Below are 23575 nucleotides of genomic sequence, written 5' to 3'. Positions count from 1 at the left end.
TTGATCGGGCACGCGGGCAGGGACGTCACGTCCGGTCAGGAGCGGGCCGCGGAGATCCACGACGCGTGCAGGTCGGCGTACACGCCCGGCTCCCCCACCAGCTCGGCGTGCGGGCCGCGCTGCACCAGGCGGCCCGCGTCGAAGACCAGGACCTCGTCGGCGTTCTCCGCCGTCGACAGGCGGTGCGCGATCGAGACGGCCGTACGGCCCCGCGTCACGCCCTCCAGCGCCCGCGCCAGCCGTACCTCCGTGGCCGGGTCCACCGCCGAGGTGGCCTCGTCGAGCAGGAGCAGGTCGGGGTCGGCCAGGTACGCCCGCGCCAGGGCGACGAGCTGCCGCTCACCCGCGGAGAGGGACTCGCCGCGCTGGCCCACGGGGGTGTCCAGCCCGGCGGGCAGGCCCTCCAGCCAGTCGGCCAGGCCCAGCTCGGTCATCGCGAGCCGGATCTCCTCGGCGGTGGCCGACGGCTTGCCGTAGCGGACGTTCTCCTCCAGCGTCCCGTCGAACAGGAAGCCGTCCTGCGGCACCATGACGATCCGCTCGCGCAGCGAGGAGAAGCGGACGTCGCGCAGGTCGTGGCCGTCCACCGTGACGCGGCCCGCGGCCGGGTCCATGAGGCGGGTCAGGAGCTTGGCGAACGTGGTCTTGCCCGACCCCGTCTCCCCCACCACCGCGACCCGCGAGCGCGGCGGGATGTCCACCGTGACCTCGCGCAGCACGGGCGCGCCGCCGGGATAGGAGAAGTGCACGTTCTCGAAGGCGACCGAGATGGGGCCGCGGGGCAGCGTCACGCCCTGGTCGCCGGGGTCGGCCACGTCGGCCGGCGTGTCGAGCACGCCCAGGATGCGGCGCCAGCCGGCGACGGCGTTCTGGGCCTCGTTCAGCACCTCGGTGGCCGTCTGCAGCGGCGAGACGAACAGCGTGACCAGGAACAGGAACGCCACCAGCTGCCCCTGCGTGATGTCGCCCGACAGGCCGAGCCGCACGCCGAGCAGCACGATCGCGCCGATGGCGACGGCGGCCACGATCTCGGTCAGGGGGAAGACGAAGCCGACGATGGTCTGCGCCCTGACCTGGGCGCGGCGGTTGGCGTTCACGGCGGTGTCGATGCGCTCGGCGGTGCGGCGCTCGGAGGCGTACGCCCTGATGACGGTGGCCCCGACGACGGACTCGCTGACCGCCGCCAGCATGTCGCCGGTGCGCTCGCGCACGATCGTGTACGCCCGCGACAGCAGCCGCTGGAAGCGCGGCAGCGCGATCATCAGCGGGATGAAGCACGCCCAGACGAGCAGGGTGAGCTGCCAGGAGTAGACGAACATGAGCACGGTCGCCACGAACAGCTGCCCGAACGCCACGATGATCATCAGCCCGCCCCACTGCATGAACGCGCTGATCTGGTCGATGTCGTTGGTGACGCGCGAGACCAGGGAGCCGCGCCGCTCGGTGTTCTGGGTGAGCACCGACAGGTCGTGCACGTGGCGGAAGCCGCGCACGCGCAGGGTCGCCAGGGACGACTCGGTGGCCTTGTAGAGGCGGACGTTCATGACGTACGCGGCCAGGGCCGTGAGCAGCACCGCGGCCGCGCAGATAAGAACAGCCTTGGTGATGTACGGAATGTCCGGCGAGCCGCCCTTGAGCCCCGTGTCGATCGTCTGCTGGACCGCGATCGGCACGATGATCTTGCCGATGGTCGCGATGACGGCCAGCGCCAGCGTGCCCGCCAGCCCCTTGCGGAACTCGGGCGTGAGCGAGAGCCCATGCCGGATCGTGGCCAGCGCGGAACGTTCAGAGTTGCCCTGGATGCTCTGCGCCGTCATGCGCTGACCCCTTCTTCCTCTTCTGCCTGCAGGTCGATGGCGGCGCGCTCGGCTTCCTCGCGCTCGTAGGCGGTCACCAGGTTGCGGTAGCCCTCGCAGCGCTCCAGCAGCTCCTCGTGCGAGCCCCGGTCCACGACCCGGCCGTGGTCGAGGAAGACCACCTCGTCGGCCAGGGCGATCGTGGCCATCCGGTAGGCGACGACCACGACGGTCGAGGACTCGGCCGCGTCCCGCAGCCCGTACAGGATCCTGGCCTCGACCTGCGGGTCCACGCTGGAGGTGGCATCGTCGAGGATGAGCAGGCGGGGCCGGCGCACGACCGCGCGGGCCAGCGCGAGGCGCTGGCGCTGGCCGCCGGACAGCGTCGCGCCGCGCTCGCCGACCCGCGTGTCGAGCCCGTCGGCGAGCCTGGCCACGAACCCGTCGGCCTGGGCCAGCCGCAGGGCGGCCCACACGTCCTCGTCGCCCGCCTCCAGCCCGAGCGCGATGTTGCCGCGCACGCTGTCGTCGAACAGGAACGTCTGCTGCGGCACCAGCGCCACCGACTCGGCGATGCCGCCGTAGGCCAGCTCGCGCAGGTCCACGCCGTCGAGCAGCACCTGTCCCGTGCCGGGGTCCACGAGCCGCACGAGCAGCTGCACGAGCGTGGACTTGCCCGAGCCGGTGGGCCCGACCAGCGCGACGGTACGGCCGGCGGGCACGTCGAAGGTGACGTCGTGGAGCACCTGGGCCTCGCCGTAGGCGTACGAGACGCCGGAGATCTCCAGCGCGGCGGGGGTGGAGGCGGTCGTGGCGGCCACGCCGCCGTACTCCATGGAGCCGGTGGCCTCCAGCACGGCCTGCACCCGCTGCCAGCCGACGACGCTGCGCGGCAGCTCGGCCAGCACCCAGCCGAGCGCCCTGATCGGGAAGGACAGCAGCGTGAACAGGTACGCCACCTGCACCAGGTCGCCGGAGTCGATCGCACCGGCGGACAGCCGCGCCGCGCCGACGGCGAGCACGGCGAGCACGCCGATCGTGGGCAGCGCCTCCAGCAGCGGGTCGAACAGCCCGCGCACGCGCCCGACCGCGATGTTGGCGTCGCGCAGCTCGTGGGCGCGCCGCCGGAACCGGTCGGTCTCCAGCTCCTCCCGGCCGAGCGTCTTGACGACGAGCGCGCCGTCGAAGCTCTCGTGCGCGATCTCGCTGACCTCGGCGCGCAGCTGCTGCGCGCGGGTGGCCAGCGGGCTGAGCTTGCGCTGATAAATCAGGTTAAGTACGGCGATCGCCGGAAAAATCAAGAAACCCACCAGCGCGAGCACGAGATCCGTGAACAGCATCGCGATCGCCGCGGTGAACAGCATGACGATCACGCCCACGGCCATCGGCAGCGGCGCGAGCGGCGCCCAGGCGGCCTCGGCGTCGGCGCTGGCGTTCGACAGGAGCTGCCCGGTCGGGTGCCGGTGGTGCCAGGACAGTGGCAGCCTCAGGTACTGCTTGGTCACGTCCCTGCGCGACCTGGCCTGCATGCGGTACTGCATGACCCCCGCCAGGATGCGGCGCCCGGCCACGCCGACCGCCTTGAGCAGCGCCGTCCCGACGATGAGGAGCACCCCCGTCCAGAGCGCCCCCGAAGCGATGCGGCCCGACCCGAAGGCCGGCAGCACCACGTTCTGCGTCGCCCAGCCCAGCGCCCACGCGGACGCGACGGTCATGCCGCCGTAGACCGCGCTGGCCAGCACCGCCAGCGCGAACACCGCTTTCTCCGTCTGAATGGCCACCCCAAGGACACGCAGCCCTTGACGCATCACGGCCGAGGTGACCTTGGTCGCCACGCGGCACGTTCCCCTTCCAATCCGACATATCTGCCTAAGTCACTATCACTCCAGATATGCACGTTATTCCCACCGGTAGGGTTGACCACGTGACGTACGCTCGCGACGAACGCTCCGCGCTCTGCGACCTGTTCGACCGCCTCGGTCCCGACGCCCCCACGCTCTGCACGGGCTGGACCACCTACGACCTGGCCGCCCACCTCGCGCTGCGCGAGCGCAGGCCCGACGCGATGGGCGGCATCGCGCTCAAGCCCCTCGCCGGCTACACCGCCTCGGTGCAGAACGGCCTCAAGGCCAAGCACCCTTTCCCCGAGCTGGTCGGCCTGGTGCGCGAGCCGGGCGGCGTCTACGGGCTGCTGCCCTTCCTCGACGACGCCGTCAACACGCTGGAGTTCTTCGTCCACCACGAGGACGTCCGCCGCGCCCAGCCGTCATGGGAGCCCCGCGAGCTGTCCGACGACCTCGAACGGCTCATCTGGAAGCGGGTCGCCGGCGGGGCCCGGCTGATGCTGCGCAAGGCGCCGGTGGGCGTGGTGCTGCACCGGCTCGGCGGCGGCGTGGCGCTCGGCGGCCCCCGCGGAGGCGCGCGCGTCGAGGTCACCGGCCGGGCGGCCGAGCTGCTCATGTTCTGCTTCGGACGGCAGCGGCACACCAGGGTTGAGCTGACCGGCGACCCGGAGGACGTCGAACGACTGCGCGGCGCCTCCCTCGGCGTCTGAGCGATCCGGACGGCCTATCACGGAAATCCCGGTGAACAAGGGGTTCACGCCAGACCTTCTGCGCTTACCATTGGCTCTGTAAGGAAGCCCCCCGGTTAGGATCATGTACATCTTCACAGAAGATGCCGATGATCGCCCAGATCCGGGTATATACGGCTGGGAATGGACTGCAGGAGGCCCCCATGCAGGTCAAGAAGGTGATCACCTACGTGGCTGTCGCGTTCGTGGTGTTCTACCTGTTCACCAAGCCGACCCAGGCTGCGGCGGCGGTCAACGGAGTGTTTGAAGGAATCCTTCACGGAGCAGACCAATTGGCTGTGTTCTTCACAAATGTTCTGACCTGACGCGAGGCTTCTGTCTGCGCCAGATGCTTCCCCGCGCTGCCGGATCGTGTTACGCAGGCAGGATGAGAGATCGCCCGAGCGGCACAAAGATCAATCAGCTCGATCCCAACGCGCGGCGGATCCTCGAGCGAACCGAGCTCGAGGGAATCGAGCTGATCCGTTTTCTGTACGCCGACCACGGTGGCGTGATCCGGGGCAAGGCCGCGTCCCGGTCGAGGTTGGCGGAACGGCTCAGCACGGGCATCGGGCACACGGTGGCCATGATGGCGATGAACATGCTCGACCAGCTCCAGGAGGTCGAGCACATGGGTCCGGTGGGCGAGGTACGCATTGTCCCCGACCCCGCCACCTACGTCCCGTTGCCCCATGCACCGGGCGCGGCGGCGATGCTGTCCGACCTGCGCCTGCCGGACGGCTCGCCGTGGGGGGCCTGCGCGCGCACCTTCCTCAAGGAGGCCATCGCCGAGCTCGCCACCGAGGGCTACACGCTGGTCGCGGCGTTCGAGCCGGAGTTCACGCTCGGCCGCCGCCTGCCCGACCCGGCCGGCGGCCCCGACCGGCTGGTCCCGCTCGACGACTCGCTGTGCTACGCCAACGCCGGGTTCGACACGGCCCACGACTACACGATCAAGCTCATCCACGCCCTGGAGACGCAGGGGCTGCGGGTCGAGCACTACCATCCCGAGCTGGGGCCCGGCCAGCAGGAGCTGTCCGTGCGCCACGCGCCCGCGCTGCGCGCCGCCGACAACCACGTCCTCTACCGCGAGACCGTGCGCGGCACGGCGATGCGCATGCAAATGTGGGCCACGCTGGCCCCCAAGCCGCTGGCCGACCAGGCGGGCAACGGCGCCCACCTGCATCTGTCCCTGTGGAGCGACAACCGTAACGTCTTCGCCGAGGACGGCGAGGTGCGCGACGGGTTCATCGGCGGCCTGATGGCCCACCTGCCCGGCCTGACGGCGCTCACGTGCGGGAGCGTCAACAGCTTCCGGCGGCTGGCGCCCCGCACCTGGGCGAGCGCGTACGCCGTCCACGGACCCGACAACCGCGAGGCCGCGGTACGCGTGTGCTCCCCGCTCGGCGAGAGCGGCGAGCCCAACCTGGAGCTCAAGCCGTCTGACTCCTCCGCCAACCCCTACCTGGCGCTCGGGGCCGTCATCCACGCCGGCCTGGACGGCATCCGGCGCAAGCTGGACCCGGGGCCCGCCGTGGACGTGGACCCGGACACCCGGCCCGGCCAGTACACCCGCCTGCCCGCCTCGCTGGACGAGGCGCTGGACGCGCTGGAGGCCGACGAGGTGCTCATGGAGGCGCTGGGGCCGCTGCGGCGCAGCGCGTACCTGGCGGTCAAGCGCTCGGAGGCGGCGGCGTTCGCCGCGAAGGACGTCGCGTACGAGCTGTTCCACCACCTGCGGGTCTTCTGACGGACGCGCGCAGGCGGGCCTCGCGACCCGCCCGCACGCGGTGACACCCGCCCCGGCGGGCTAGCGGACCGGGTGGCCCGCCATCCGGAGCGTGTCCTTGACCTCGGAGATCTTGAGCGTGCCGAAGTGGAACACCGACGCCGCGAGCACGGCGTCGGCGCCCGCCGCCACCGCCGGAGGGAAGTCCTCCAGCCGGCCGGCGCCGCCACTGGCGATCACCGGCACCCGCACCGCGGCGCGGACCGCGCGCAGCATCTCCAGGTCGTAGCCGTCGAGCGTGCCGTCACCGTCCATCGAGTTGAGCAGGATCTCCCCCACTCCGAGCTCCTCGCCGCGGGCCGCCCACTCCACCGCGTCGATCCCGGTACCGCGGCGACCGCCGTGCGTGGTCACCTCGAACCCGCTGGGGGTGCCGGGCGCGCGGCGGGCGTCCACGGACAGCACGACGCACTGGGCGCCGAACCGCCGGGACGCCTCCGTGAGCAGCTCGGGCCTGGCGATGGCCGCCGTGTTGAGCGACACCTTGTCGGCCCCGGCCCGCAGCAGGCGGTTGACGTCCTCCACCGAACGCACGCCGCCGCCGACGGTGAGCGGGATGAACACCTGCTCGGCGGTCCTGCGCACCACGTCGAGCATGGTCTCCCGCTCGCCGGACGACGCGGTGATGTCGAGGAAGGTCAGCTCGTCGGCGCCCTCCTCGTCATAGCGCCTGGCCAGCTCGACCGGGTCGCCCGCGTCACGGAGGTTCTCGAAGTTGACGCCCTTGACCACGCGGCCGGCGTCCACGTCGAGACAGGGGATGACTCTTACGGCTACGGTCATGCTCGGTGTGCCTCGATTTCGATCTCGACCAGCATTCTCGGGTCGACCAGCCCGGCCACCCTCACTCCGGTGCAGGCGGGGCGCACCTTGCCGAAGACCTCGCCGATGGCCTGCCCGACGAGGTCGAAGTGGCGCTGCTCCACCACATAGTAACGGACCATGACCACGTCCTCGCTGGTCAGACCGCCCATCAGGACGGCCTCCAGCGCGATGTCGATCGCGGTCAGGCTCTGTCTGTAGGCGTCGCCGACATGGCGCACCTCTCCGTCGACCGTGGCGGTGCAGCCGGACACGATCACCCGGTCACCCGCCACGACGGCACGGGCATAGCCGTACCGCTCCTCCCAGATACCGCCGGAAAACACCCTGCGACCGGTGCTTTCCATACCAAAGATGCTGACGCTCATCTCGCCCCCTCCCGGCAAGAGCTACACACGTACTGCGGCTAGCGCGTTTTCCAGTGTGAACGCATGAGCGTAGAGGGCCTTGCCCACGATGGCGCCCTCCAGCCCGTCGGGGACGAGGGACGCGAGAGCGACCAGGTCGTCGATGGAGGAGACGCCGCCGCTGGCCACGACCGGCCGGCCGGTGCGGGCCAGGATCCGGCGGTAGAGGTCGAGGTTGGGGCCCTTCAGCATGCCGTCCTTGGTCACGTCGGTGACGACGTAACGGGGGCAGCCGTCGGCCTCGAGGCGGTCGAGGACCTCCCACAGGTCACCGGCGTCCTCGGTCCAGCCGCGGGCGGCCAGCGTGGTGCCGCGCACGTCGAGCCCGACCGCGATCTTGTCGCCGTGCTCGGCGATGACCTTCCGGCACCACTCGGGATTCTCCAGGGCGGCGGTGCCGATGTTGACCCGGCGGCAGCCGGTGGCCAGCGCGGCGGCCAGGGAGTCGTCGTCGCGGATGCCGCCGGACAGCTCCACGTTCACGTCGAGCCGGCCGATGACGTCGGCGAGCAGCTCCCGGTTGGTGCCCCGGCCGAACGCGGCGTCCAGGTCGACCAGATGGATCCACTCGGCGCCCGCCTCCTGCCAGGCCAGCGCGGCGGCCAGCGGCTCGCCGTAACCGGTCTCGGTCCCGGCCTCGCCCTGCACCAGGCGTACGGCCTGGCCGTCGACGACGTCCACGGCGGGCAGCAATACGAGCGACATTCAGATCCTCCGGTCGAAAGCGAGGGTCACGACAACGGGCACCAGCAGCAGCGAGAAGACCAGGACGGCGAGGCTGAGCGGGAGCGAGCCCCACACCAGCCACACGATGGCCTGGACGAACAGGAAGCCCAGCGCGACCACGATGTTCTGGGCGCGGTGGCGGCGGGCGATCAGGCCGCCCTGGCGGTAGAACCGCACCGGGCGCGGGGTCAGCCGGGCCAGGAGGGCGCGGCGGCGGGCCCGGCGCGCCTGCCGCTCCTCGTTGGCCCGGATCGCGCGCGCCCGCTCCGCCTCCCGCTCGGCCCTGCGGCGCGCGCGTTCCTTGCTCATGAGAGCCTGGATCGGGTGATCGGCGCGCTCACAGCGTGCCGAGCCAGTTCTTCAGCAGCACGGCTCCGGCGTCGCCGGACTTCTCGGGGTGGAACTGGGTGGCCTTGAGCGGGCCGTTCTCGACGGCGGCCACGAACGGGACGCCGTGCTCGGCCCAGGTGACCAGCGGCTCGGCGAACCCCTCGCCGGTGTGCAGCTCCCACTCGCGCACCCCGTACGAGTGCACGAAGTAGAAGCGGGTCGCGGCGTCGAGCCCGGCGAACAGCACGCTGTCGGCGGGCGCCTTGACCGTGTTCCACCCCATGTGGGGCAGCACGGGCGCCTCCAGCCGCTCCACCGTGCCCGGCCACTCGGCGCAGCCCTCAGTCTCCACGCCGTGCTCGACGCCCCGGGCGAACAGGATCTGCATGCCCACGCAGATGCCCAGCACCGGACGCCCGCCGGACAGGCGCCGCCCGATGATCCGCTCGCCGCGCACGCTCTTGAGCCCGGTCATGCACGCCTCGAACGCGCCGACGCCCGGCACCACCAGCCCGTCGGCGTCCATGGCGGCGTCGAAGTCGGACGTGACGGTCACGTCGGCGCCGACCCTGGCCAGCGCCCGCTCGGCCGAGCGCAGGTTGCCCGACCCGTAGTCGAGCACCACGACCTTCTTGCCTACCACCACAGCACCCCCGCCGTGATCGCCATCGCCGCGCCCAGCGCGCAGACGGCCGCACCGATCTTCAGCCCCTGCTTGGCCAGCGAGAACACGCCGCCGATCAGGAACAGCCCGATGAACACCATCGCGATGGCGATGGTGTTCTCGGTCATAGGACGCCCTTGGTGCTCGGCACGCCCGTGGCGCGCGGGTCGAGCTCGGACGCCTCGCGCAGCGCCCTGGCCAGGGCCTTGAACTGGGCCTCCACGATGTGGTGGGCGTTGCGGCCGTAGGGTACGTGGACGTGCAGGCAGATCGCGGCCTGCGCGACGAGCGACTCCAGGATGTGGCGGGTCATCGTCGTGTCGTACTCGGGGCCGATCATCGGCGCCATGCCCTCGGGCTCGGAGTGCACGAGATAGGGGCGTCCGGACAGGTCGACGGTGACCTGGGCGAGCGACTCGTCCAGCGGGCACGACGCGCTGCCGAACCTCCTGATGCCCGACTTGTCGCCCAGCGCCTCGCGGAACGCCGCGCCCAGCGCGAGCGCGGTGTCCTCGATCGTGTGGTGGGAGTCGATGTGCAGGTCGCCCTCGGTCTTGACCGTCAGGTCGAACAGCCCGTGCTTGCCCAGCTGGGCCAGCATGTGGTCGAAGAAGCCGACCCCGGTGGCCACCTCGACCCGGCCGGTGCCGTCGAGGCCGACCTCCACCAGGACCGAGGTCTCCTTCGTAACGCGCTCGACGCGGCCTACGCGACTCACAAGACTCCTTCCAGGGCGGCACGGAAGGCCGCCATCTCCTCACCGGTGCCGATCGACACCCGCAGCCATTGTGGCGGGCCCACCTCGCGGATGAGCACCCCGCGCTCCAGCAGCCCCTCCCACACCTTGCGCCGGTCGGGGAAGCGCCCGAACAGCACGAAGTTGGCGTCGGAGTCGGCCACGGCCAGGCCCTTGGAGCGCAGCCACGCGACCGTGTCGTCGCGCTCGCGCCGCAGCGCGTCGACCGTGCCCAGCAGCTCGGCGCGGTGCCGCAGCGCCACGCGCGCCGCCGTCTGGGTGAGCGTGGACAGGTGGTACGGCAGGCGCACCAGCAGCAGCGCCTCCACCACGGCCGGGTGGGCGGCGAGGTAGCCGAGCCGGGTGCCCGCCATGGCGAACGCCTTGGACATCGTCCTGGTGACGATCAGCCGGGGGTGCTCGGGCAGCAGGGTGAGCGCCGACGGCGTGCCCTCGCGGGCGAACTCGGCGTAGGCCTCGTCGACCACGACCATGCCCCGGGCGCTGGCCAGGACGGCCTCGATGGTCTCGAGCGGCTGGGCGGTGCCGGTCGGGTTGTTGGGCGAGGCCAGGAACACGATGTCGGGCTGGTGCTCCTCGATGGCCGCCGTCGCCTTGCCGGGGTCGATCGAGAAGTCGTCCTCGCGGCTGGCCGAGATCCACTCGGTGCTGGTGCCGCTGGTGATGATCGGGTGCATCGAGTACGAGGGCTCGAACCCGACGGCCGTGCGGCCGTGGCCGCCGAAGGCCTGCAGGATCTGCTGGAGCACCTCGTTGGAGCCGTTGGCGGCCCACACCTGCTCGGTGGTCAGGCCGTGGCCGAGGTAGCCGGCCAGGTCGGCGCGCAGGGCCGTGGCGTCCCTGTCGGGGTAGCGGTTGAGCTCTCCCGCGCTCTCCCTGACCGCCTCGGCCAGGTCGGCGACCAGCTCGGGCGAGGGTGGGTAGGGGTTTTCGTTGGTGTTGAGCCTGACGGGGACGTCGATCTGGGGCGCGCCGTACGGCGACTTACCCCGGAGGTCGTCTCGGATGGGCAGGTCGTCGAGGTTCACGCGGTCTCCGTGGGAATCTGCCAGTCGAATCGGGCGCGGATCGCGGCGCCGTGGGCCGGAAGGTCCTCGGCGTCCGCCAGGACCGACACGTGGGCCGCCGCGTCGGCGAGAGCGTCGCGGGTGTAGTCGACGACGTGGATGCCGCGCAGGAACGACTGCACCGACAGGCCGCTGGAGTGGCAGGCGCAGCCGCCCGTGGGCAGCACGTGGTTGGACCCGGCGAGGTAGTCGCCGAGCGACACGGGAGCGTACGGACCCACGAAGATGGCCCCGGCGTTCCGGATTCTTCCGGCTATTTCCGCGGCGTTCGCGGTGTGGATCTCCAGGTGCTCGGCGGCGTACGCGTCCACGACCTTGATGCCGTCGTCGATGGAGCCGACCAGCACGATGCCCGACTGCCTGCCGCCCAGCGCCTCGGCGATGCGCTCGGAGTGCCTGGTCGCCGACACCTGGCCCGGCAGCTCCTTCTCGACCGCGTCGGCCAGCTCGACGCTGGTGGTGACCAGCACGGCGGCGGCGATCGGGTCGTGCTCGGCCTGGCTGATCAGGTCGGCGGCCACGTGGACCGGGTCGGCCGTCTCGTCGGCCAGGACGGCGATCTCGGTCGGGCCCGCCTCGGAGTCGATGCCGATGCGTCCCTTGAGCAGCCGCTTGGCCGCCGCCACCCAGATGTTGCCCGGACCGGTCACCATCGTGGCGGGCGGGCACTCCTCCGTGCCGTAGGCGAACATGGCCACCGCCTGCGCCCCGCCCACCGAGTAGACCTCGTCCACGCCGAGCAGCGCGCACGCGGCCAGGATCGTGGGGTGCGGCAGCCCGCCGTACTCCTTCTGCGCCGGGCTGGTCACGGCCAGCGAGCCGACGCCGGCCTCCTGCGCCGGGACGACGTTCATGACCACGCTGGAGGGGTAGACCGCGCGGCCGCCAGGGACGTAGAGGCCCACCCGGTCGACCGGCACCCACCGCTCGGTCACGGTGCCGCCGGGCACGACCTGGGTGGTGACGTCGGTGCGCCGCTGGTCGCGGTGGACCAGCCTGGCCCGCCTGATCGACTCCTCCAGCGCCGCCCTGACCTCGGGGGCGAGCTCGCGCAGGGCCCGGTCGATGGCCTCGGCGGAGACGCGGGTGGAGGCGATCTCGACGCCGTCGAACCTGGCGGTCAGCTCCCGTACGGCTGCCGCCCCGCGATGGCGCACGTCGTCGCAGATGGGCCGCACCTTCTCCAGGGCGGCCTCGACGTCGAGCTCGGCGCGGGGCAGCACGTCGCGCAGGTTCTCCGGAAGAGAACCACGCATGTCAATACGGGAAATCACCATCACAGTCTACGGAGTCCGGCCCCTTAATCAGGTTCTGTCCACCATCCGGGACGGCGTGCCGCCCCTCACCCGGCCGTGCGGAGGGCGGCCGCGGGCGACGCTCGCCGACGTCGCAGCCCGCGGCCGCCACAGCCCCGGACCGGGCCCGCCGGGGCATCGCCGTGGCCGTCGCGGGGGCATGGCCACGGCCGGGAAAGCCGAGAGCCGTCACCCCTGCCCGCCCCGAACCCCCCGATAACGCCGAACGCCCAAAAAGGCGCCAATTTCTCTTTACCCAAAGGTCGAGCACCCATGTCCCGGAAAAGCCATCACCCCGCCCGGCAAGGCCAGGTGCGTACTTTCCCATTACGTGTCCATTCTGTCCGCACCCCTACAGTTACCGGGGTGGGACAGTGGCGAGCCCCCGGCGGCATCCTGGTCGAGGCGATCATCTTGGACGATCGCCCGCTGCTGCGTGTCTCGCACCGGGTCAACGGCACGACGTACCTGCAGGGCTACTGCGCCACCGTCGCCGAGCTCACCGCCCACGGCGTGGACCTGGCCGAGCTCGTCGAGGACACCGCGCTTGACCATCTGTAGACCCCGGCCCGCCACTGTCGATCAGCCCTCCGGGGTACGGCCTGCACCATGGTGCGGCTGCCGGCCTACGCGCCCATGCTGGCGCAGCTCGGCACCCTGACCTCCGTCCAGGGTGCGGACTGGGCCGTGGAGATGAAATGGGACGGCGTGCGCGCCCTCGCCTACCTCCAGGGCGGCGCCGTCCGCCTGATGTCGCGCAACGCCAAGGACATCACCCCCGCCTACCCCGAGCTCCAGCTCATGGCCGGCGCCACCGGCGGGCACCCCGCCGTGATCGACGGGGAGATCGTGGCGTTCGACGAGACCGGGCGGCCCAGCTTCGAGGCGCTGCAGCCCCGGATGCACCAGCGCAACCCGGCGGCGGTGGCCGAACTGGCCAGGTCGGTGCCGGTGACGTTCATGGCGTTCGACATCCTGCACCTCGACGAGGACAGCACCGTCTCCCGCCCCTACAGCGCCCGCAGGGAACTGCTCGAGACCACGTTCACGCCCGGCTACCGCTGGGAGGTGCCCGTGTGGTTCGCCGACCACGCCGGGCTCGCGTTCGACTCCTCCCGGCAGCTCGGGCTCGAAGGGGTCGTGTGCAAGCGGATGGGCTCGCCGTACCGGCCCGGCCGGCGCAGCAGCGACTGGACGAAGGTCAAGAACGTCCGCACCGCCGAGGTCGTGATCGGCGGCTGGAAGCCGGGGGGCGGGCGGCGTTCGGGGATGATCGGGTCGCTGCTGCTGGGCGCCTACGACCAGCGGGGGCGGCTGCGGTTCGTGGGGCACGTCGGGACCGGGTTCACCGAGGTCATGCTGCGCGACCTGGGCGAACGCCTGGCGTCCCTGGAACGCGCCGACCCGCCGTTCGACGAGCCGGTGCCGCGCGAGCACGCCATGGACGCGCGCTGGGTGGAGCCGCGCCTGGTCGGGGAGGTGCAGTACGCCGAGGTCACCGGCGACAGCCGCCTGCGCCACCCGTCGTGGCGCGGGCTGCGGCCCGATCGCGAGCCGTCGGAGACCAGTACCGCCGAGTTCCTGCCCCCCGGCCGCACCGGCGACGCCGCGGCCGGCTGAGCCCCGGGAAGCTATGGCGACACGGAGCGCCTAACTACGCTTCGTCTGCATTTCGTAACCTAGAGTGATCGAGACGTTGCCGATTTCACTCAAAGGGGACACCGTGCCGAAGGTCCTGGTCACCACGCTCACCACGCTGGCCGGCGTCGCGCTCGCGGTGCCCGCGACCGCCGGGCAGCAGCCCCCTTTGACGCCCGTCCAGGACCGCGCCTGGGGCGCCGCGTCGTCCCCGCTGATGCGCCCCGCCCGCGCCGTGCGCTACTGGACCGCGAGCAAGCAGGCCCAGGCCAACGCCACGGAGCTGCCCAAGAGCCTGAAAGCGCAGGCCCAGGGCGTCATGGAGCTGCCGAAGAGCCTGGAGGCGCTGGGTCAGCTGCGCAGCGTGCCGGAGGGCAAACGGATCACCCCGGGCGGGGACGCCAACGGCTACGCCCCCATGCCCCGCCCCTACACCGCCGCCACCCAGAGCCGCGTCACCGGCCGGCTGTTCTACGTCAACTCCAGCGGGCTGGACGACTCCTGCAGCGCGTCCGTCGTGCGCTCGGCGGTCGGGCTGCTCATCGTCACCGCCGCCCACTGCGTGTACAGCGTGCCGCTGGGAGCGTCGGCCGGCCGGTGGCACACGAACTTCGCGTTCGTGCCCGCGTACGACGGGCAGGCCGCCGACGTGCGGGGCCGCGAGCCGTACGGGCGGTGGGGCGCCCTGCGGGCGTGGAAGCCCGACCCCTACACCGGCATGAGCGGCGGCGACTGGAACTCGCACTACGACATCGCCCTCATCGAGGTCGGCAGGAAGAGCCGCACGCTCCAGGACGCCGTCGGCGCCTTCACCCCGATCCGCAACCAGGGCGGCGCGTACACCGTCGCCACGACGGGCTACCCCGGCGTGGCCGGCAGGAAGCCGTACGACGGCCGGGAACAGCTCTGGTGCCTGGCCAAGACCGAGCCGGCCGGCGGCATCGCCGACACCGGCACCCTCTTCGCCTCCCGCATCACCGCCACGTCGGCCGGCGGACGCATGGAGACGCGCAACTGCCACCTGTTCAAGGGCCACAGCGGCGGCCCGTGGCTGCTCCGAGACACCGACGACCTGATGGGCGTGCTGTCGGCGGGCACGGAGGACGGCGGGGCTGACGGCTACTCCGTCGCGAACGCCCTCAACACCGAGAGCTACGGCGCGATCATCAAGCAGGCCGACCCGCAGGGGGTGTACGACGCGCTGTCCATCAGCACCTCCGGCCCGCGCCGCGCGGTCAGGCGCGGCGGCGGCACCGCGAACGTCAGGGCCACCGTGACCATGCGCGGGCTGATGGGCGCCGCCCAGGTGCCCGTCACGTTCAACCTCCCGGCCGGTACGAGCCTGTCCTCGGTGAACGGCGCCTCATGCAAGCGCTCGGGCAGGCAGGCCACCTGCACCATCGCCGCCATCCACCCCGAGCGCCCGGTCCAGCTCACCGCCCGCGTCCGCGTGACCCGCCGGGCCGCCCGCTACCCGCGCGTCACCGCGCACGTGGACTCGAGCCGCCTCGACACGAACCAGGTCGACAACACCAGCACCGTCGCCCTCTCCACCTACCGCCGCTGACCGGCGCCTCCCGGGCTGCGGGAGGTCAGGCGGCGGGCTCCAGCACCGGCTCCTTCAGCGTCCTGGCCAGCAGCCAGGCCAGGGCCGGGAAGACGATCAGGCACGCCAGCGCCGTCCGCAACGTGGTGGCCTCGGCGAGCGCGCCCACCAGCGGGCTGGCCAGGCCGCCCACGCTCACCGCGAGCCCCAGGGTCACGCCGCCGGCCGTGCCCACCCGGGTGGGCAGGAAGTCCTGGCCCAGCGTCACATGCAGCGAGAACGGCGCATACAGGGCGATCGACGAGGCCGCGACGAAGACGTACGCGACAGGTCCCGGCGCCAGCACCACCCCCGCTACCGCCGGGACCGCCAGCGCGTAGGCCAGGCGCATCGTCCGCATCCGCCCCCACCGGGCCGCCAGCCTGCCACCCAGCACGGTCCCCACCGCCCCGCCCGCGAACAGCACGAACAGCGCCACCGCGCCTGCCGCCCCGCCGCCCAGGTAGAGGGCCACGAAGGCGCTCAGCCCGACGTACACGACCGAACGGAAGACGATCACCAGCGTCAGCCTGACGAACGACGGCCAGTCGTCCCGGCCCGACACCGGGGCCGCGGCCCGCGCCGCCGGCCCTCCCCCGGCCAGCGCCCGGACCGCCGGGAGCGTCGCCACCGCCCCCAGCACCGCCGGCGCGGCCAGGAACGGCGAGGCGCCCAACCCCCACCCCGCCAGCAACGGCGTCACCAGCACGGGAGCCGACGCGAACCCCAGCGTCCCGCCCAGCGAGAACCAGCTCATCCGCACGTGACTGCCCTCGCTCGCGATCCTGGCCAGCCGCGCGGACTCCGGATGGTAGGCCGCCACGCCGAGGCCGGACAGCGCCACGGCCAGCCAGGTCAGCACGTAGGAGTCCGTCACCCCGCCGAGCGCCACCCCGGCGCCCGCGACGAGCGTGCTCACCGGGATCAGCCACGGCATCCGCCACTTGTCCGTCAGCACCCCGAACACCGGCTGCACGACCGACGACAGCAGCGTCGCGGCCAGCACGATGCCGGACACGGCGACGTACCCGTAGCCGCGGCCGGCCACCAGGAAGGGCACGAGCGCGGGGACGGCGCCCTGGTAGAAGTCCACGGCCGCGTGGCCGGCGGCGAGCATGGGGGTCCTGTTCACCCCCCGATCCTTTCCCGATGGCGGCTGGCCCGCTTCCGATAAAATGCCAATTCATGACGGCAATCCGCCATCTGCCCGAAGCGCCGACGGGGCGACGGCCGTTGGCCCCCGGTGCGGGCATCGACGCGCACCGGCACGACACCCACCAGATCGTCTACGCCTGCCGCGGCGTGCTCTCGGTCACCACCGGCGCGGGCACCTGGGTCGCCCCGGCCAACCGCGCCATCTGGATCCCGGCCGGCACCGTCCACGAACACCGCGCCCACGGCGACACCGACCTGCGCCTGGTGGGCCTCGCCGACAACCCCCTCGGCCTCGGCCACCCCACCGTCCTCGTCGTCGGCCCCCTGCTCCGCGAGCTGATCATCACCTACACCTCCGACGAGTTCTCCCCACCGGACGGCGGGGAGCGCGAGAGGTTGTGGGCCGTGCTCGTCGATCAGCTCAAGCGCGCCCCCGAGCAGCGGCTGCACCTGCCCACCGCCCGCGACCCCAGGCTGGCCGCCGTCTGCGCGATCCTGCGCCGCGACCCCGCCGACAGCAGGACCCTGGCGCAGCTGGCCGTCCAGGCCGGCACCAGCGACCGTACGCTGGCCAGGCTGTGCCAGCGCGAGCTGGGCATGAGCTTCCCGCAGTGGCGCACCCAGCTCCGCCTGCACCACGCGCTGCTCCTGCTGGCCGACGGCGTCGCCGTGACCACCGTCGCCCACCGGTGCGGGTGGGCCTCGGCGAGCGCGTTCATCGACGTGTTCGGGCGGGCGTTCGGGTACACCCCGGGCAAGGCCTTTACATTGTAGATTCGCTACAATGTGATCCTGTGAGCAAATCGAAAGGCAAGGGCGGGACCCCGGCCACCATGGCGCTGACCAAGGCCAAGGCCGAGTTCACGCTCCACCCGTACGAGCACGACGCCTCGGCCCAGGCCTACGGCGAGGAGGCCGCGGACGCGCTCGGCGTCCCGTACGAGCGGATCTTCAAGACGCTGGTGGCCGAGGTGGAGAGCGGGCTGGCGGTGGCGGTCGTGCCCGTGTCGGGCAAGCTCGACCTCAAGGCCCTGGCCGGCGCTCTCAACAGCAAGCGGGCCGCCATGGCCGACGCCGCCAAGGTGGAGCGCGTCACCGGCTACGTCGTGGGCGGCATCAGCCCCCTGGGCCAGCGCAAGCAGCTCCCGACGGTGGTCGACTCCTCGGCGCTCGACTTCGAGACGATCTACTTCTCGGCCGGGAAGCGCGGCCTCCAGATCGAGACCGCGCCCGACAACCTCATCACGCTCACCAGGGCCGTCACCGCCCCCATCGGCAAGTCCTCCTGACCGCGCTCATCGCCGCCGCCCGGGCTCCGAGCTCTCCAGGGGCGACTGGCCGACGAGCCATTCGAAGAGCCGCCGGCGTCCCCAGAAGAAGGGGTGGTCGCCGCGTCCCCGGCCGCCCTCCGCCTCGCGCCTCTTCCGCTCCTCCTCGGCGAGCGCCTGCTCCAGCCCCGGCGTGTTGCCGCCGCCGAAGCGGGCCATGTCCGGCCCGGAGAAGCCCTTGGGCTCGACGTCCCGCAGCGCTGACTCCATCGACTCCACCCAGATCGGCCCGGGCAGCGACGCCCCCTGCACCGCTCCGTAGTAGTCGTCCCCGATCTGCACCCCCTGCAACGGGAAGCGGTACGACCCGCGGATGTCCCCCACGCTGACCGCCGCCGCCAGCGCCGGCGTGTAACCGGCGAACCAGGCCGAGGTGTAGCCGTTGTTGGTACCCGTCTTGCCGGCGGCCGGCCGCCCGATGCTCTGGCCCTGCATGGTGCCCTTGGAGAAGACTCCCTCCAGCACGTAGTTGACCGCGTCCGCGACCTCCTCCTCGATGGCGCGCTCGCAGGCGGGCGGCACGTGGGTGCGCCGCCCGTCCCTGCCGACGATCTCGACGATCGCCAGCGGCCGGCAGTAGATCCCCCTGGCCCCGAACGCCGCGAACGCCGCCGCCACCGTCACCGGATCCATCTCGTTCACGCCCAGCGTGAACGTGGGCACCTCCTTCAGCGGCTCCCCGTCCGCCCTGGCGATCCCGAGCGCCTTGGCCGTCCGCACCACGTTGCAGAGCCCGACCTTGCGCTCCAGCATCATGTAGAAGATGTTCACCGACTTCCAGGTGCCGGTCTCGATGCTGTGCGGGCCGCCGGAGCCCTCGCCGGTGGCGTTGAGTATGCGGGTGTCCGGGTCGTTCACGGCGTGGCCCGCGCAGTCGCGGTAGCCCTGCCCGGGCACGAGTTCGCCCGGGGTGTTGAAGCCGTCGCCGAACCGCCACCCCTGCTGGAGCGCCGTGGCCAGCGTGAACACCTTGAACGTCGACCCGGCCTGGAACCCCTGACCGCCTCCGTGCGCCACGTCCGCGGCCAGGTTGAAGGTGGTCTTGGGGCCGTTCTTCCGGTTGCCGGGGTTGCGGCCGAAGCGTTTGCTGGCCGCTATCGCCCTGATCCGCCCGGTTCGCGGCTCGACCATGGCCTCGGCGGCCACCTCGGTGTCCTCCGGCCAGACGTGGCGGCGGATGGCCTGCTCGGCGGCGCTCTGCGCGATCGGGTCGAGGCTGGTCCTGATCGTCAGGCCGCCCCTGGCCATCCTGGTCCGCCGCTCGGCCTCGGTGTTGCCGAAGACGGGGTTCGACAGCAGCTCGCGCTGGACGTAGAGGCAGTAGAAGGGATAGGCGCTCTGCTCGCACCCGCCGGGCTCGGGCCTGAGCTTGATGGCCAGCGGCGCGGCCTTGGCGCTCGCCGCCTCCTGCGGGCTGATCAGCTTCAGCCCGGCCATGCGGTCGAGCACGAGGTCCCGCCGCGTCTTCAGGCGCTCGCGATGGTCCCGGCCGAGCGAGGGGTCGGTCGAGTACGGCATGCGCACCGCGCCGGCCAGCGTGGCCGCCTGGCCCAGGGTCAGCCGGGAGGCCGACGTGGAGAAGAAGCGCCTGGCCGCCGCCTCCACGCCGTGGGCTCCGGCGCCGAAGTAGGCGATGTTGAGGTAGCGCTCCAGGATCTCGTCCTTGCGGTACTTCTTCTCCAGCGCCAGCGCGAGCCGCAGCTCGGTGATCTTGCGGGCCAGGTTCGGGGCGCGGGCGCGGTCGCGCTCGGCCTCGGTGCGGGCGGCCTCGATCAGGATGTTCTTGACGAGCTGCTGCGTCAGGGACGAGCCGCCCTGCTTGATGCCGCCGGCCTGCGTGTTGGTGAGCAGCGCCCGGAACGTGCCCCGGATGTCGAGGCCGCCGTGCTCGTAGAAGCGGGCGTCCTCGATCGCCACGATCGCCTTGCGCATCACCGGGGCGACGGCGCTCAGCCGCACGGCCGTCCGGTTGGCCTCGTAGAACTGGGCGAACGTCCTGCCGTCCTTGTCCAGCAGTCTGGTCACCTGGTCCAGGGGCTCTTCACGCGGGGCGGGCGGCAGGTCGACGAAGGTGCTCGCGACGTTCTTGGCGGCGATGCCGCCCCCGCTCACCACGGGCGCGGCCAGTGCCGCGGTCAGCACCCCTCCGAGCGCCCCCGCCAGCCCGAGCGCGCCGACGGATCTGAGTACGGTCACGTCACATGATCTGCGACGTCCGGATCCGCGCCAAACGCCCGCTTGTCACCTGTTTACCGTTGCCTGCGGATGTGCAGACCGAGCGAGGCGAACTGTTCGAACGGCCGGTGGTAACCGCGTTCGATGTGGTGCACGCCGCGCAGCGTGGACGGCCCGTCGGCGACGGCGGCCGCCAGCACGGCCGAGAACCCCGCCCGGATGTCGGGCAGCGTCACGTCGGCGCCCTTGAGCTTGGACACGCCGCGTACGACGGCCGAGTGCCTGGCGTTGGTGTCGTGGTACCGGCAGGCCGGCCCGCCCAGGCACTGGTCGAACACCTCGATCTCGCAGCCCATCTTCTGCAGCGCGGGCACGTACACCAGGCGGTTCTCGAAGACCGTCTCGTGCAGCACCGACATGCCCTGGCTCTGCGTGAACAGCACCATGAGCGGCGTCTGCCAGTCCGTCATGAACCCGGGGTGGGTGTCGGTCTGCACGGCCGCCGAGCGCAGCCCCTCGGGCGGCGCGGTGGCGCACAGGTACTCGTCGTTGATGTCGAACTGGGCGCCCATCCTGGCCAGCGTGGTGATCGCGGTGACCAGGCGGTCCTGCGGGCAGCCGTGCACCCGCACCTCTCCCCCGGTGACCAGGCCGGCCGCCAGGTAGGAGAACGCCTCGATGCGGTCGCCGGTCAGCCAGGTGGAGGCGCCGCGCAGCCGTTCGACGCCCTCGATGACGATCCTGCGGTCGGGGGAGAGCTCGATCCTGGCCCCCATCCGCTGCAGGAACAGCGCCAGCTCCACCACCTCGGGCTCCATCGCGGCGTTCTTCAGCACCGTCTTGCCCTCGGCCAGGACCGCCGACATCAGGACCGTCTCCGTGGCGCCGACGCTCGGGTACGGCAGCTCGATCCGGGTGCCGTGGAGCCGGCCGGCCTTGGCGAAGATCCCGGTGTCACCCACCTCCACCTCGGCGCCCATCGCGCGCAGGGCCTCCACGTGGAAGTTGACCGGCCGCCGCCCGATCGGGTCGCCGCCCACCAGCGGGACGAACGCCTCCCCCGCCAGGTGCAGGAGCGGGCCGAGCATGAGGATGGGGATGCGGTTCAGGCCGGTGAACGCGTCGGGCACCCTCGGCTCGATGGCCTGTCCCCGCGCGATCCTGATCTCCGTGCGGGAGATCTCGACATGGATGCCCAGCGCCCGCAGCATGGCGGCGGTGATCTCCACCTCGCCTACCTCCGGGGCGTTGTGGATGCTGCTCTCCCCGCCGCCCAGCATGGCGGCGACCATGTGCTTGGAGACTCCGTTCTTGGAGCCGCGTACCTCGACGTCCCCCCGGAGCGGGCCGGAGGGTTCTATCAACCAGACCTCTTCTGCAATCACGAGGCGAGCCTAGCCGGGGGATACCATCGAGCTGATTCGGACACACATGTAAGGAGGAGTGGCGTGACGAGGGAAGTGCGCGCTTTCGCGGTAACTGTCCTCGCACTTGCCACTCTCGGAGCGGCTGCCGGGCTGGTCTGGTCAGGGATCACGCCACGGGCGCCGTACCAGGTCACCGATCAGGGGACGGTGCTGGCCGACCCGTCCACGCAGGCGCTGATCGCGGCCGACGGGTGGTTCGCGGTGATCACCGGCGGGCTGGGGCTGCTGTGCGGCGGGGTCGCGTGGTTCGCGGCGCGGCGGTGGATGCTGCCGGTGCTGCTCGGGCTCTGCGCGGGCGGCGTCCTGGGGGCGATGCTGACGCTGTGGGTCGGGTCCACGTTCACGATCGGGGCGGTCGTCATCGAGGCCGCCGCCACGCCCGGGGTGAAGGTCGTCCCGGGCGCGCTGAAGCTGACGGCCTCCGGCGTGCTGGTGTCCTGGCCGCTGCTGGCGGTGGGGCTGTTCGGGTTCCTGGAGGGCATGCACGGGTACCGCGAGTCGCCGCTGCGCCACCCGTACGGCGACCCGCCCGAACCCCTCTGACCCGCCCGAACCCGTCTGACCCGCCCGAACGGCGACCCGCCCGAGCCCTTCCGACCCACCCGCACGACGACCCGCTTGAGCCCGTCTGACCCGCCCGCACGACGACCCGCCCCGTGCGGCGGCTAGAGCGGTGGGCGGCGCTCGCCGTGCCGGGTGGCCTGCTCGAACGCGCGGGCCACGCGCAGGACCCTGGCGTCCTCGAACGGCCGGCCCACGATCTGCACCCCCACCGGAAGCCCGTCCGCCGTGAACCCGGCCGGCACGGACGCGGCCGGCGCGTGCAGCACGCTGATCCAGTACGCGGAGCGCATCCAGGCGAGGTAGTCGGGCATCGGCTCCCCGTTGATCTCGCTGACGTGAGGCTGCTCGACCGGGAACGGCGGCACCTGGCTGACGGGCGCGATCAGCACGTCGTAGGTGTCGAAGAAAGCGGCCATCCGCTGGTAGAGGCGGCTGCGGCCCCGCTCGGCCCGGGCCAGGTCGGCGCCGGTGACCTTGCGGCCCTGCTCGACGTTCCACGCGGTGTTGGGGCCTAGCCCGGTCAGGTCGCCGAAGGACAGCGCGTAGTTCCACGCCCGGTAGGTCCGGAACGCGTCCTCGGCCTCCGACAGGTCCAGCTCGACCTGCTCGACCAGGGCTCCCAGCCGCTCGAACACCGCCGGCGCCGTCGCGGTGACGGCCGCCGTCCTCGGGTCCACCGGCAGGCCGCCCAGGTCCGGGCTCCACGCCACGCGCAGCCCCCGCACACCCTCCTCCGGCTCGGGGGCGAAGACCTCCTTGATCGAGTACGGGGAGCGCCGGTCGAACCCGGCGATCGCCCCGAACATCAGCGTCACGTCCTCGACCGTCCTGGCCATCGGCCCCTGCACGGACAGCGTGTACCAGGCGTTGGTGTCGGACGGGTCGGGGACGCGGCCCGGGGTCGGGCGCAGGCCGACGACGTTGCAGAAGGAGGCCGGGTTGCGCAGCGAGCCCCCCATGTCGGACCCGTCGGCCAGCGGGACCATGCCGGTGGCCAGGGCCGCGGCCGCGCCCCCACTGCTGCCTCCGGCGGACCTGGACAGGTCGTAGGGGTTTCCGGTGGCGCCGAACACCTCGTTGACGGTGTGGGAGCCGGTGCCGAACTCCGGTGTGTTGGTCTTGCCCATGGTGATGGCCCCGGCGGCGCGCAGCCGCCGGACGATCAGGTCGTCCTGGGCCGGGACGTTGTCGGCGAAGAGCGGCGATCCGTACGTGGTGCGGATGCCGGCCGTGTCGACGAGGTCCTTGTGCGCGACGGGCAGGCCGTGCAGCGGACCGGCCGGCTCCCGCGCGTCGGCCGCCTTGGCCGCGTCGAGCGCCTGCTCGGCGACCAGGGTCACGATGGCGTTGACGCGCGGGTTGACCTGCTCGATGCGGTCGAGGTGGGCTTGGACGACCTCGACGGCGCTCACCTGCCTGGTCCTGATCAGGTGCGCCAGCTCGGTCGCGGTCGAGTAGTGCAGTTCGCTCACCCTTGG

The 23575-nt window shown here is 72.0% G+C and carries 24 protein-coding genes; 9 read left to right on the top strand and 15 right to left on the bottom strand.

Features of this window, described 5'->3' with window-relative positions; genetic code table 11:
* Nucleotides 1–35: 35 nt before the first annotated feature.
* Together AB0J87_RS09510 and AB0J87_RS09505 are read right to left on the bottom strand one after the other, a co-directional pair.
* On the bottom strand, nucleotides 36–1817 hold the full coding sequence (locus AB0J87_RS09510; protein WP_363963760.1) for an ABC transporter ATP-binding protein: 1782 nt from the start codon (nucleotides 1815–1817) through the stop codon (nucleotides 36–38).
* Nucleotides 1814–3604 carry an ABC transporter ATP-binding protein gene (locus tag AB0J87_RS09505; protein WP_363965030.1) on the bottom strand — a complete coding sequence of 597 codons (1791 nt, stop codon included), beginning with the start codon at nucleotides 3602–3604 and terminating at the stop codon, nucleotides 1814–1816. Before AB0J87_RS09505 ends, AB0J87_RS09510 begins: the two co-directional genes overlap by 4 nt.
* A 116-nt stretch (nucleotides 3605–3720) precedes the next feature.
* Here AB0J87_RS09505 and AB0J87_RS09500 point away from each other — a divergent pair, with 116 nt between their 5' ends.
* The 3 genes from AB0J87_RS09500 (at nucleotide 3721) to AB0J87_RS09490 (ending at nucleotide 6118) form a co-directional block, all read left to right on the top strand.
* Nucleotides 3721–4350, top strand: a complete 630-nt coding sequence (locus AB0J87_RS09500; protein WP_363963758.1) for a TIGR03085 family metal-binding protein — start codon at nucleotides 3721–3723, stop codon at nucleotides 4348–4350.
* Nucleotides 4351–4478: 128 nt separating this feature from the next.
* Nucleotides 4479–4694, top strand: coding sequence for a hypothetical protein (locus AB0J87_RS09495; protein WP_185079467.1), 216 nt, complete (start codon nucleotides 4479–4481; stop codon nucleotides 4692–4694).
* Nucleotides 4695–4756: 62 nt separating this feature from the next.
* Entirely contained in the window at nucleotides 4757–6118 is a 1362-nt protein-coding gene (locus AB0J87_RS09490) for a glutamine synthetase family protein (protein WP_363963756.1), read from the top strand.
* A 60-nt stretch (nucleotides 6119–6178) separates the two neighbouring features.
* On the opposite strand, the gene hisF is transcribed toward AB0J87_RS09490, so the two are convergent.
* From hisF to hisD, 9 genes are read right to left on the bottom strand one after another with little or no spacing between them, the layout of a single operon-like run.
* The gene (gene hisF, locus AB0J87_RS09485; protein WP_363963754.1) at nucleotides 6179–6940 is read right to left on the bottom strand and encodes an imidazole glycerol phosphate synthase subunit HisF; all 762 of its coding nucleotides are present in this window, start codon (nucleotides 6938–6940) and stop codon (nucleotides 6179–6181) included.
* Nucleotides 6937–7347, bottom strand: a complete 411-nt coding sequence (locus AB0J87_RS09480; protein WP_355191788.1) for a Rid family hydrolase — start codon at nucleotides 7345–7347, stop codon at nucleotides 6937–6939. Before AB0J87_RS09480 ends, hisF begins: the two co-directional genes overlap by 4 nt.
* Before the next feature lie 21 nt (nucleotides 7348–7368).
* On the bottom strand, nucleotides 7369–8091 hold the full coding sequence (gene priA, locus AB0J87_RS09475) for a bifunctional 1-(5-phosphoribosyl)-5-((5-phosphoribosylamino)methylideneamino)imidazole-4-carboxamide isomerase/phosphoribosylanthranilate isomerase PriA (protein ID WP_363963752.1): 723 nt from the start codon (nucleotides 8089–8091) through the stop codon (nucleotides 7369–7371).
* The gene (locus AB0J87_RS09470) at nucleotides 8092–8421 is read right to left on the bottom strand and encodes a hypothetical protein (protein ID WP_192792284.1); all 330 of its coding nucleotides are present in this window, start codon (nucleotides 8419–8421) and stop codon (nucleotides 8092–8094) included.
* Nucleotides 8422–8449: 28 nt separating this feature from the next.
* Nucleotides 8450–9088 carry an imidazole glycerol phosphate synthase subunit HisH gene (gene hisH, locus AB0J87_RS09465; protein WP_363963750.1) on the bottom strand — a complete coding sequence of 213 codons (639 nt, stop codon included), beginning with the start codon at nucleotides 9086–9088 and terminating at the stop codon, nucleotides 8450–8452.
* Nucleotides 9079–9234: a hypothetical protein gene (locus AB0J87_RS09460; protein WP_350726237.1), complete on the bottom strand. Its 156-nt coding sequence runs from the start codon at nucleotides 9232–9234 to the stop codon at nucleotides 9079–9081. The genes hisH and AB0J87_RS09460 overlap by 10 nt, the downstream gene beginning before the upstream one ends.
* Nucleotides 9231–9824: an imidazoleglycerol-phosphate dehydratase HisB gene (hisB, locus tag AB0J87_RS09455; RefSeq protein WP_350726235.1), complete on the bottom strand. Its 594-nt coding sequence runs from the start codon at nucleotides 9822–9824 to the stop codon at nucleotides 9231–9233. The genes AB0J87_RS09460 and hisB overlap by 4 nt, the downstream gene beginning before the upstream one ends.
* Nucleotides 9821–10891 (bottom strand): histidinol-phosphate transaminase, encoded by a 1071-nt coding sequence (locus tag AB0J87_RS09450; RefSeq protein ID WP_363963748.1) that lies wholly within the window; start codon nucleotides 10889–10891, stop codon nucleotides 9821–9823. Before AB0J87_RS09450 ends, hisB begins: the two co-directional genes overlap by 4 nt.
* Entirely contained in the window at nucleotides 10888–12204 is a 1317-nt protein-coding gene (hisD, locus tag AB0J87_RS09445; protein ID WP_363963746.1) for a histidinol dehydrogenase, read from the bottom strand. Before hisD ends, AB0J87_RS09450 begins: the two co-directional genes overlap by 4 nt.
* Before the next feature lie 387 nt (nucleotides 12205–12591).
* On the opposite strand from hisD, the gene AB0J87_RS09440 reads away from it, so the two are divergent.
* The 3 genes from AB0J87_RS09440 to AB0J87_RS09430 all read left to right on the top strand — a co-directional run bounded on the left by AB0J87_RS09440 (nucleotide 12592) and on the right by AB0J87_RS09430 (nucleotide 15430).
* On the top strand, nucleotides 12592–12786 hold the full coding sequence (locus tag AB0J87_RS09440) for a hypothetical protein (protein ID WP_350726229.1): 195 nt from the start codon (nucleotides 12592–12594) through the stop codon (nucleotides 12784–12786).
* Between the two features lie 48 nt (nucleotides 12787–12834).
* A complete protein-coding gene (gene ligD / locus AB0J87_RS09435; RefSeq protein WP_363963744.1) occupies nucleotides 12835–13845 on the top strand; it encodes a non-homologous end-joining DNA ligase in 1011 nt (336 codons plus the stop codon).
* 103 nt (nucleotides 13846–13948) lie between these two features.
* Nucleotides 13949–15430 (top strand): trypsin-like peptidase domain-containing protein, encoded by a 1482-nt coding sequence (locus AB0J87_RS09430; RefSeq protein ID WP_363963742.1) that lies wholly within the window; start codon nucleotides 13949–13951, stop codon nucleotides 15428–15430.
* Nucleotides 15431–15455: 25 nt separating this feature from the next.
* Here AB0J87_RS09430 and AB0J87_RS09425 read toward each other — a convergent pair whose 3' ends face one another.
* The gene (locus AB0J87_RS09425) at nucleotides 15456–16580 is read right to left on the bottom strand and encodes an MFS transporter (RefSeq protein WP_363963740.1); all 1125 of its coding nucleotides are present in this window, start codon (nucleotides 16578–16580) and stop codon (nucleotides 15456–15458) included.
* Nucleotides 16581–16633: 53 nt separating this feature from the next.
* Between AB0J87_RS09425 and AB0J87_RS09420 the strand changes: the two genes are divergently transcribed.
* Nucleotides 16634–17377: a helix-turn-helix transcriptional regulator gene (locus AB0J87_RS09420; protein WP_363963738.1), complete on the top strand. Its 744-nt coding sequence runs from the start codon at nucleotides 16634–16636 to the stop codon at nucleotides 17375–17377.
* Nucleotides 17378–17436: 59 nt separating this feature from the next.
* Nucleotides 17437–17892 carry a Cys-tRNA(Pro) deacylase gene (gene ybaK, locus AB0J87_RS09415; protein WP_350729233.1) on the top strand — a complete coding sequence of 152 codons (456 nt, stop codon included), beginning with the start codon at nucleotides 17437–17439 and terminating at the stop codon, nucleotides 17890–17892.
* A 6-nt stretch (nucleotides 17893–17898) separates the two neighbouring features.
* Here the strand turns inward: ybaK and AB0J87_RS09410 are convergent, their stop codons facing one another.
* Both AB0J87_RS09410 and murA read right to left on the bottom strand, forming a co-directional pair.
* Nucleotides 17899–20127, bottom strand: a complete 2229-nt coding sequence (locus AB0J87_RS09410) for a transglycosylase domain-containing protein (protein WP_363963736.1) — start codon at nucleotides 20125–20127, stop codon at nucleotides 17899–17901.
* A 53-nt stretch (nucleotides 20128–20180) separates the two neighbouring features.
* Nucleotides 20181–21491: a UDP-N-acetylglucosamine 1-carboxyvinyltransferase gene (murA, locus tag AB0J87_RS09405; RefSeq protein ID WP_363963734.1), complete on the bottom strand. Its 1311-nt coding sequence runs from the start codon at nucleotides 21489–21491 to the stop codon at nucleotides 20181–20183.
* A gap of 63 nt (nucleotides 21492–21554) precedes the next feature.
* Between murA and AB0J87_RS09400 the strand changes: the two genes are divergently transcribed.
* Nucleotides 21555–22076 (top strand): hypothetical protein, encoded by a 522-nt coding sequence (locus AB0J87_RS09400; RefSeq protein ID WP_355191768.1) that lies wholly within the window; start codon nucleotides 21555–21557, stop codon nucleotides 22074–22076.
* 122 nt (nucleotides 22077–22198) lie between these two features.
* Here AB0J87_RS09400 and AB0J87_RS09395 read toward each other — a convergent pair whose 3' ends face one another.
* Nucleotides 22199–23569 carry an amidase gene (locus tag AB0J87_RS09395; protein WP_363963732.1) on the bottom strand — a complete coding sequence of 457 codons (1371 nt, stop codon included), beginning with the start codon at nucleotides 23567–23569 and terminating at the stop codon, nucleotides 22199–22201.
* Nucleotides 23570–23575: the final 6 nt, after the last annotated feature.

The organism is Nonomuraea sp. NPDC049625, from assembly GCF_040675285.1.
GTDB lineage: Bacteria > Actinomycetota > Actinomycetes > Streptosporangiales > Streptosporangiaceae > Nonomuraea > Nonomuraea angiospora_A.
The sequence above is the reverse complement of the archived record's forward strand: the minus strand, read 5'-3'. Positions and strand labels throughout refer to the sequence as shown.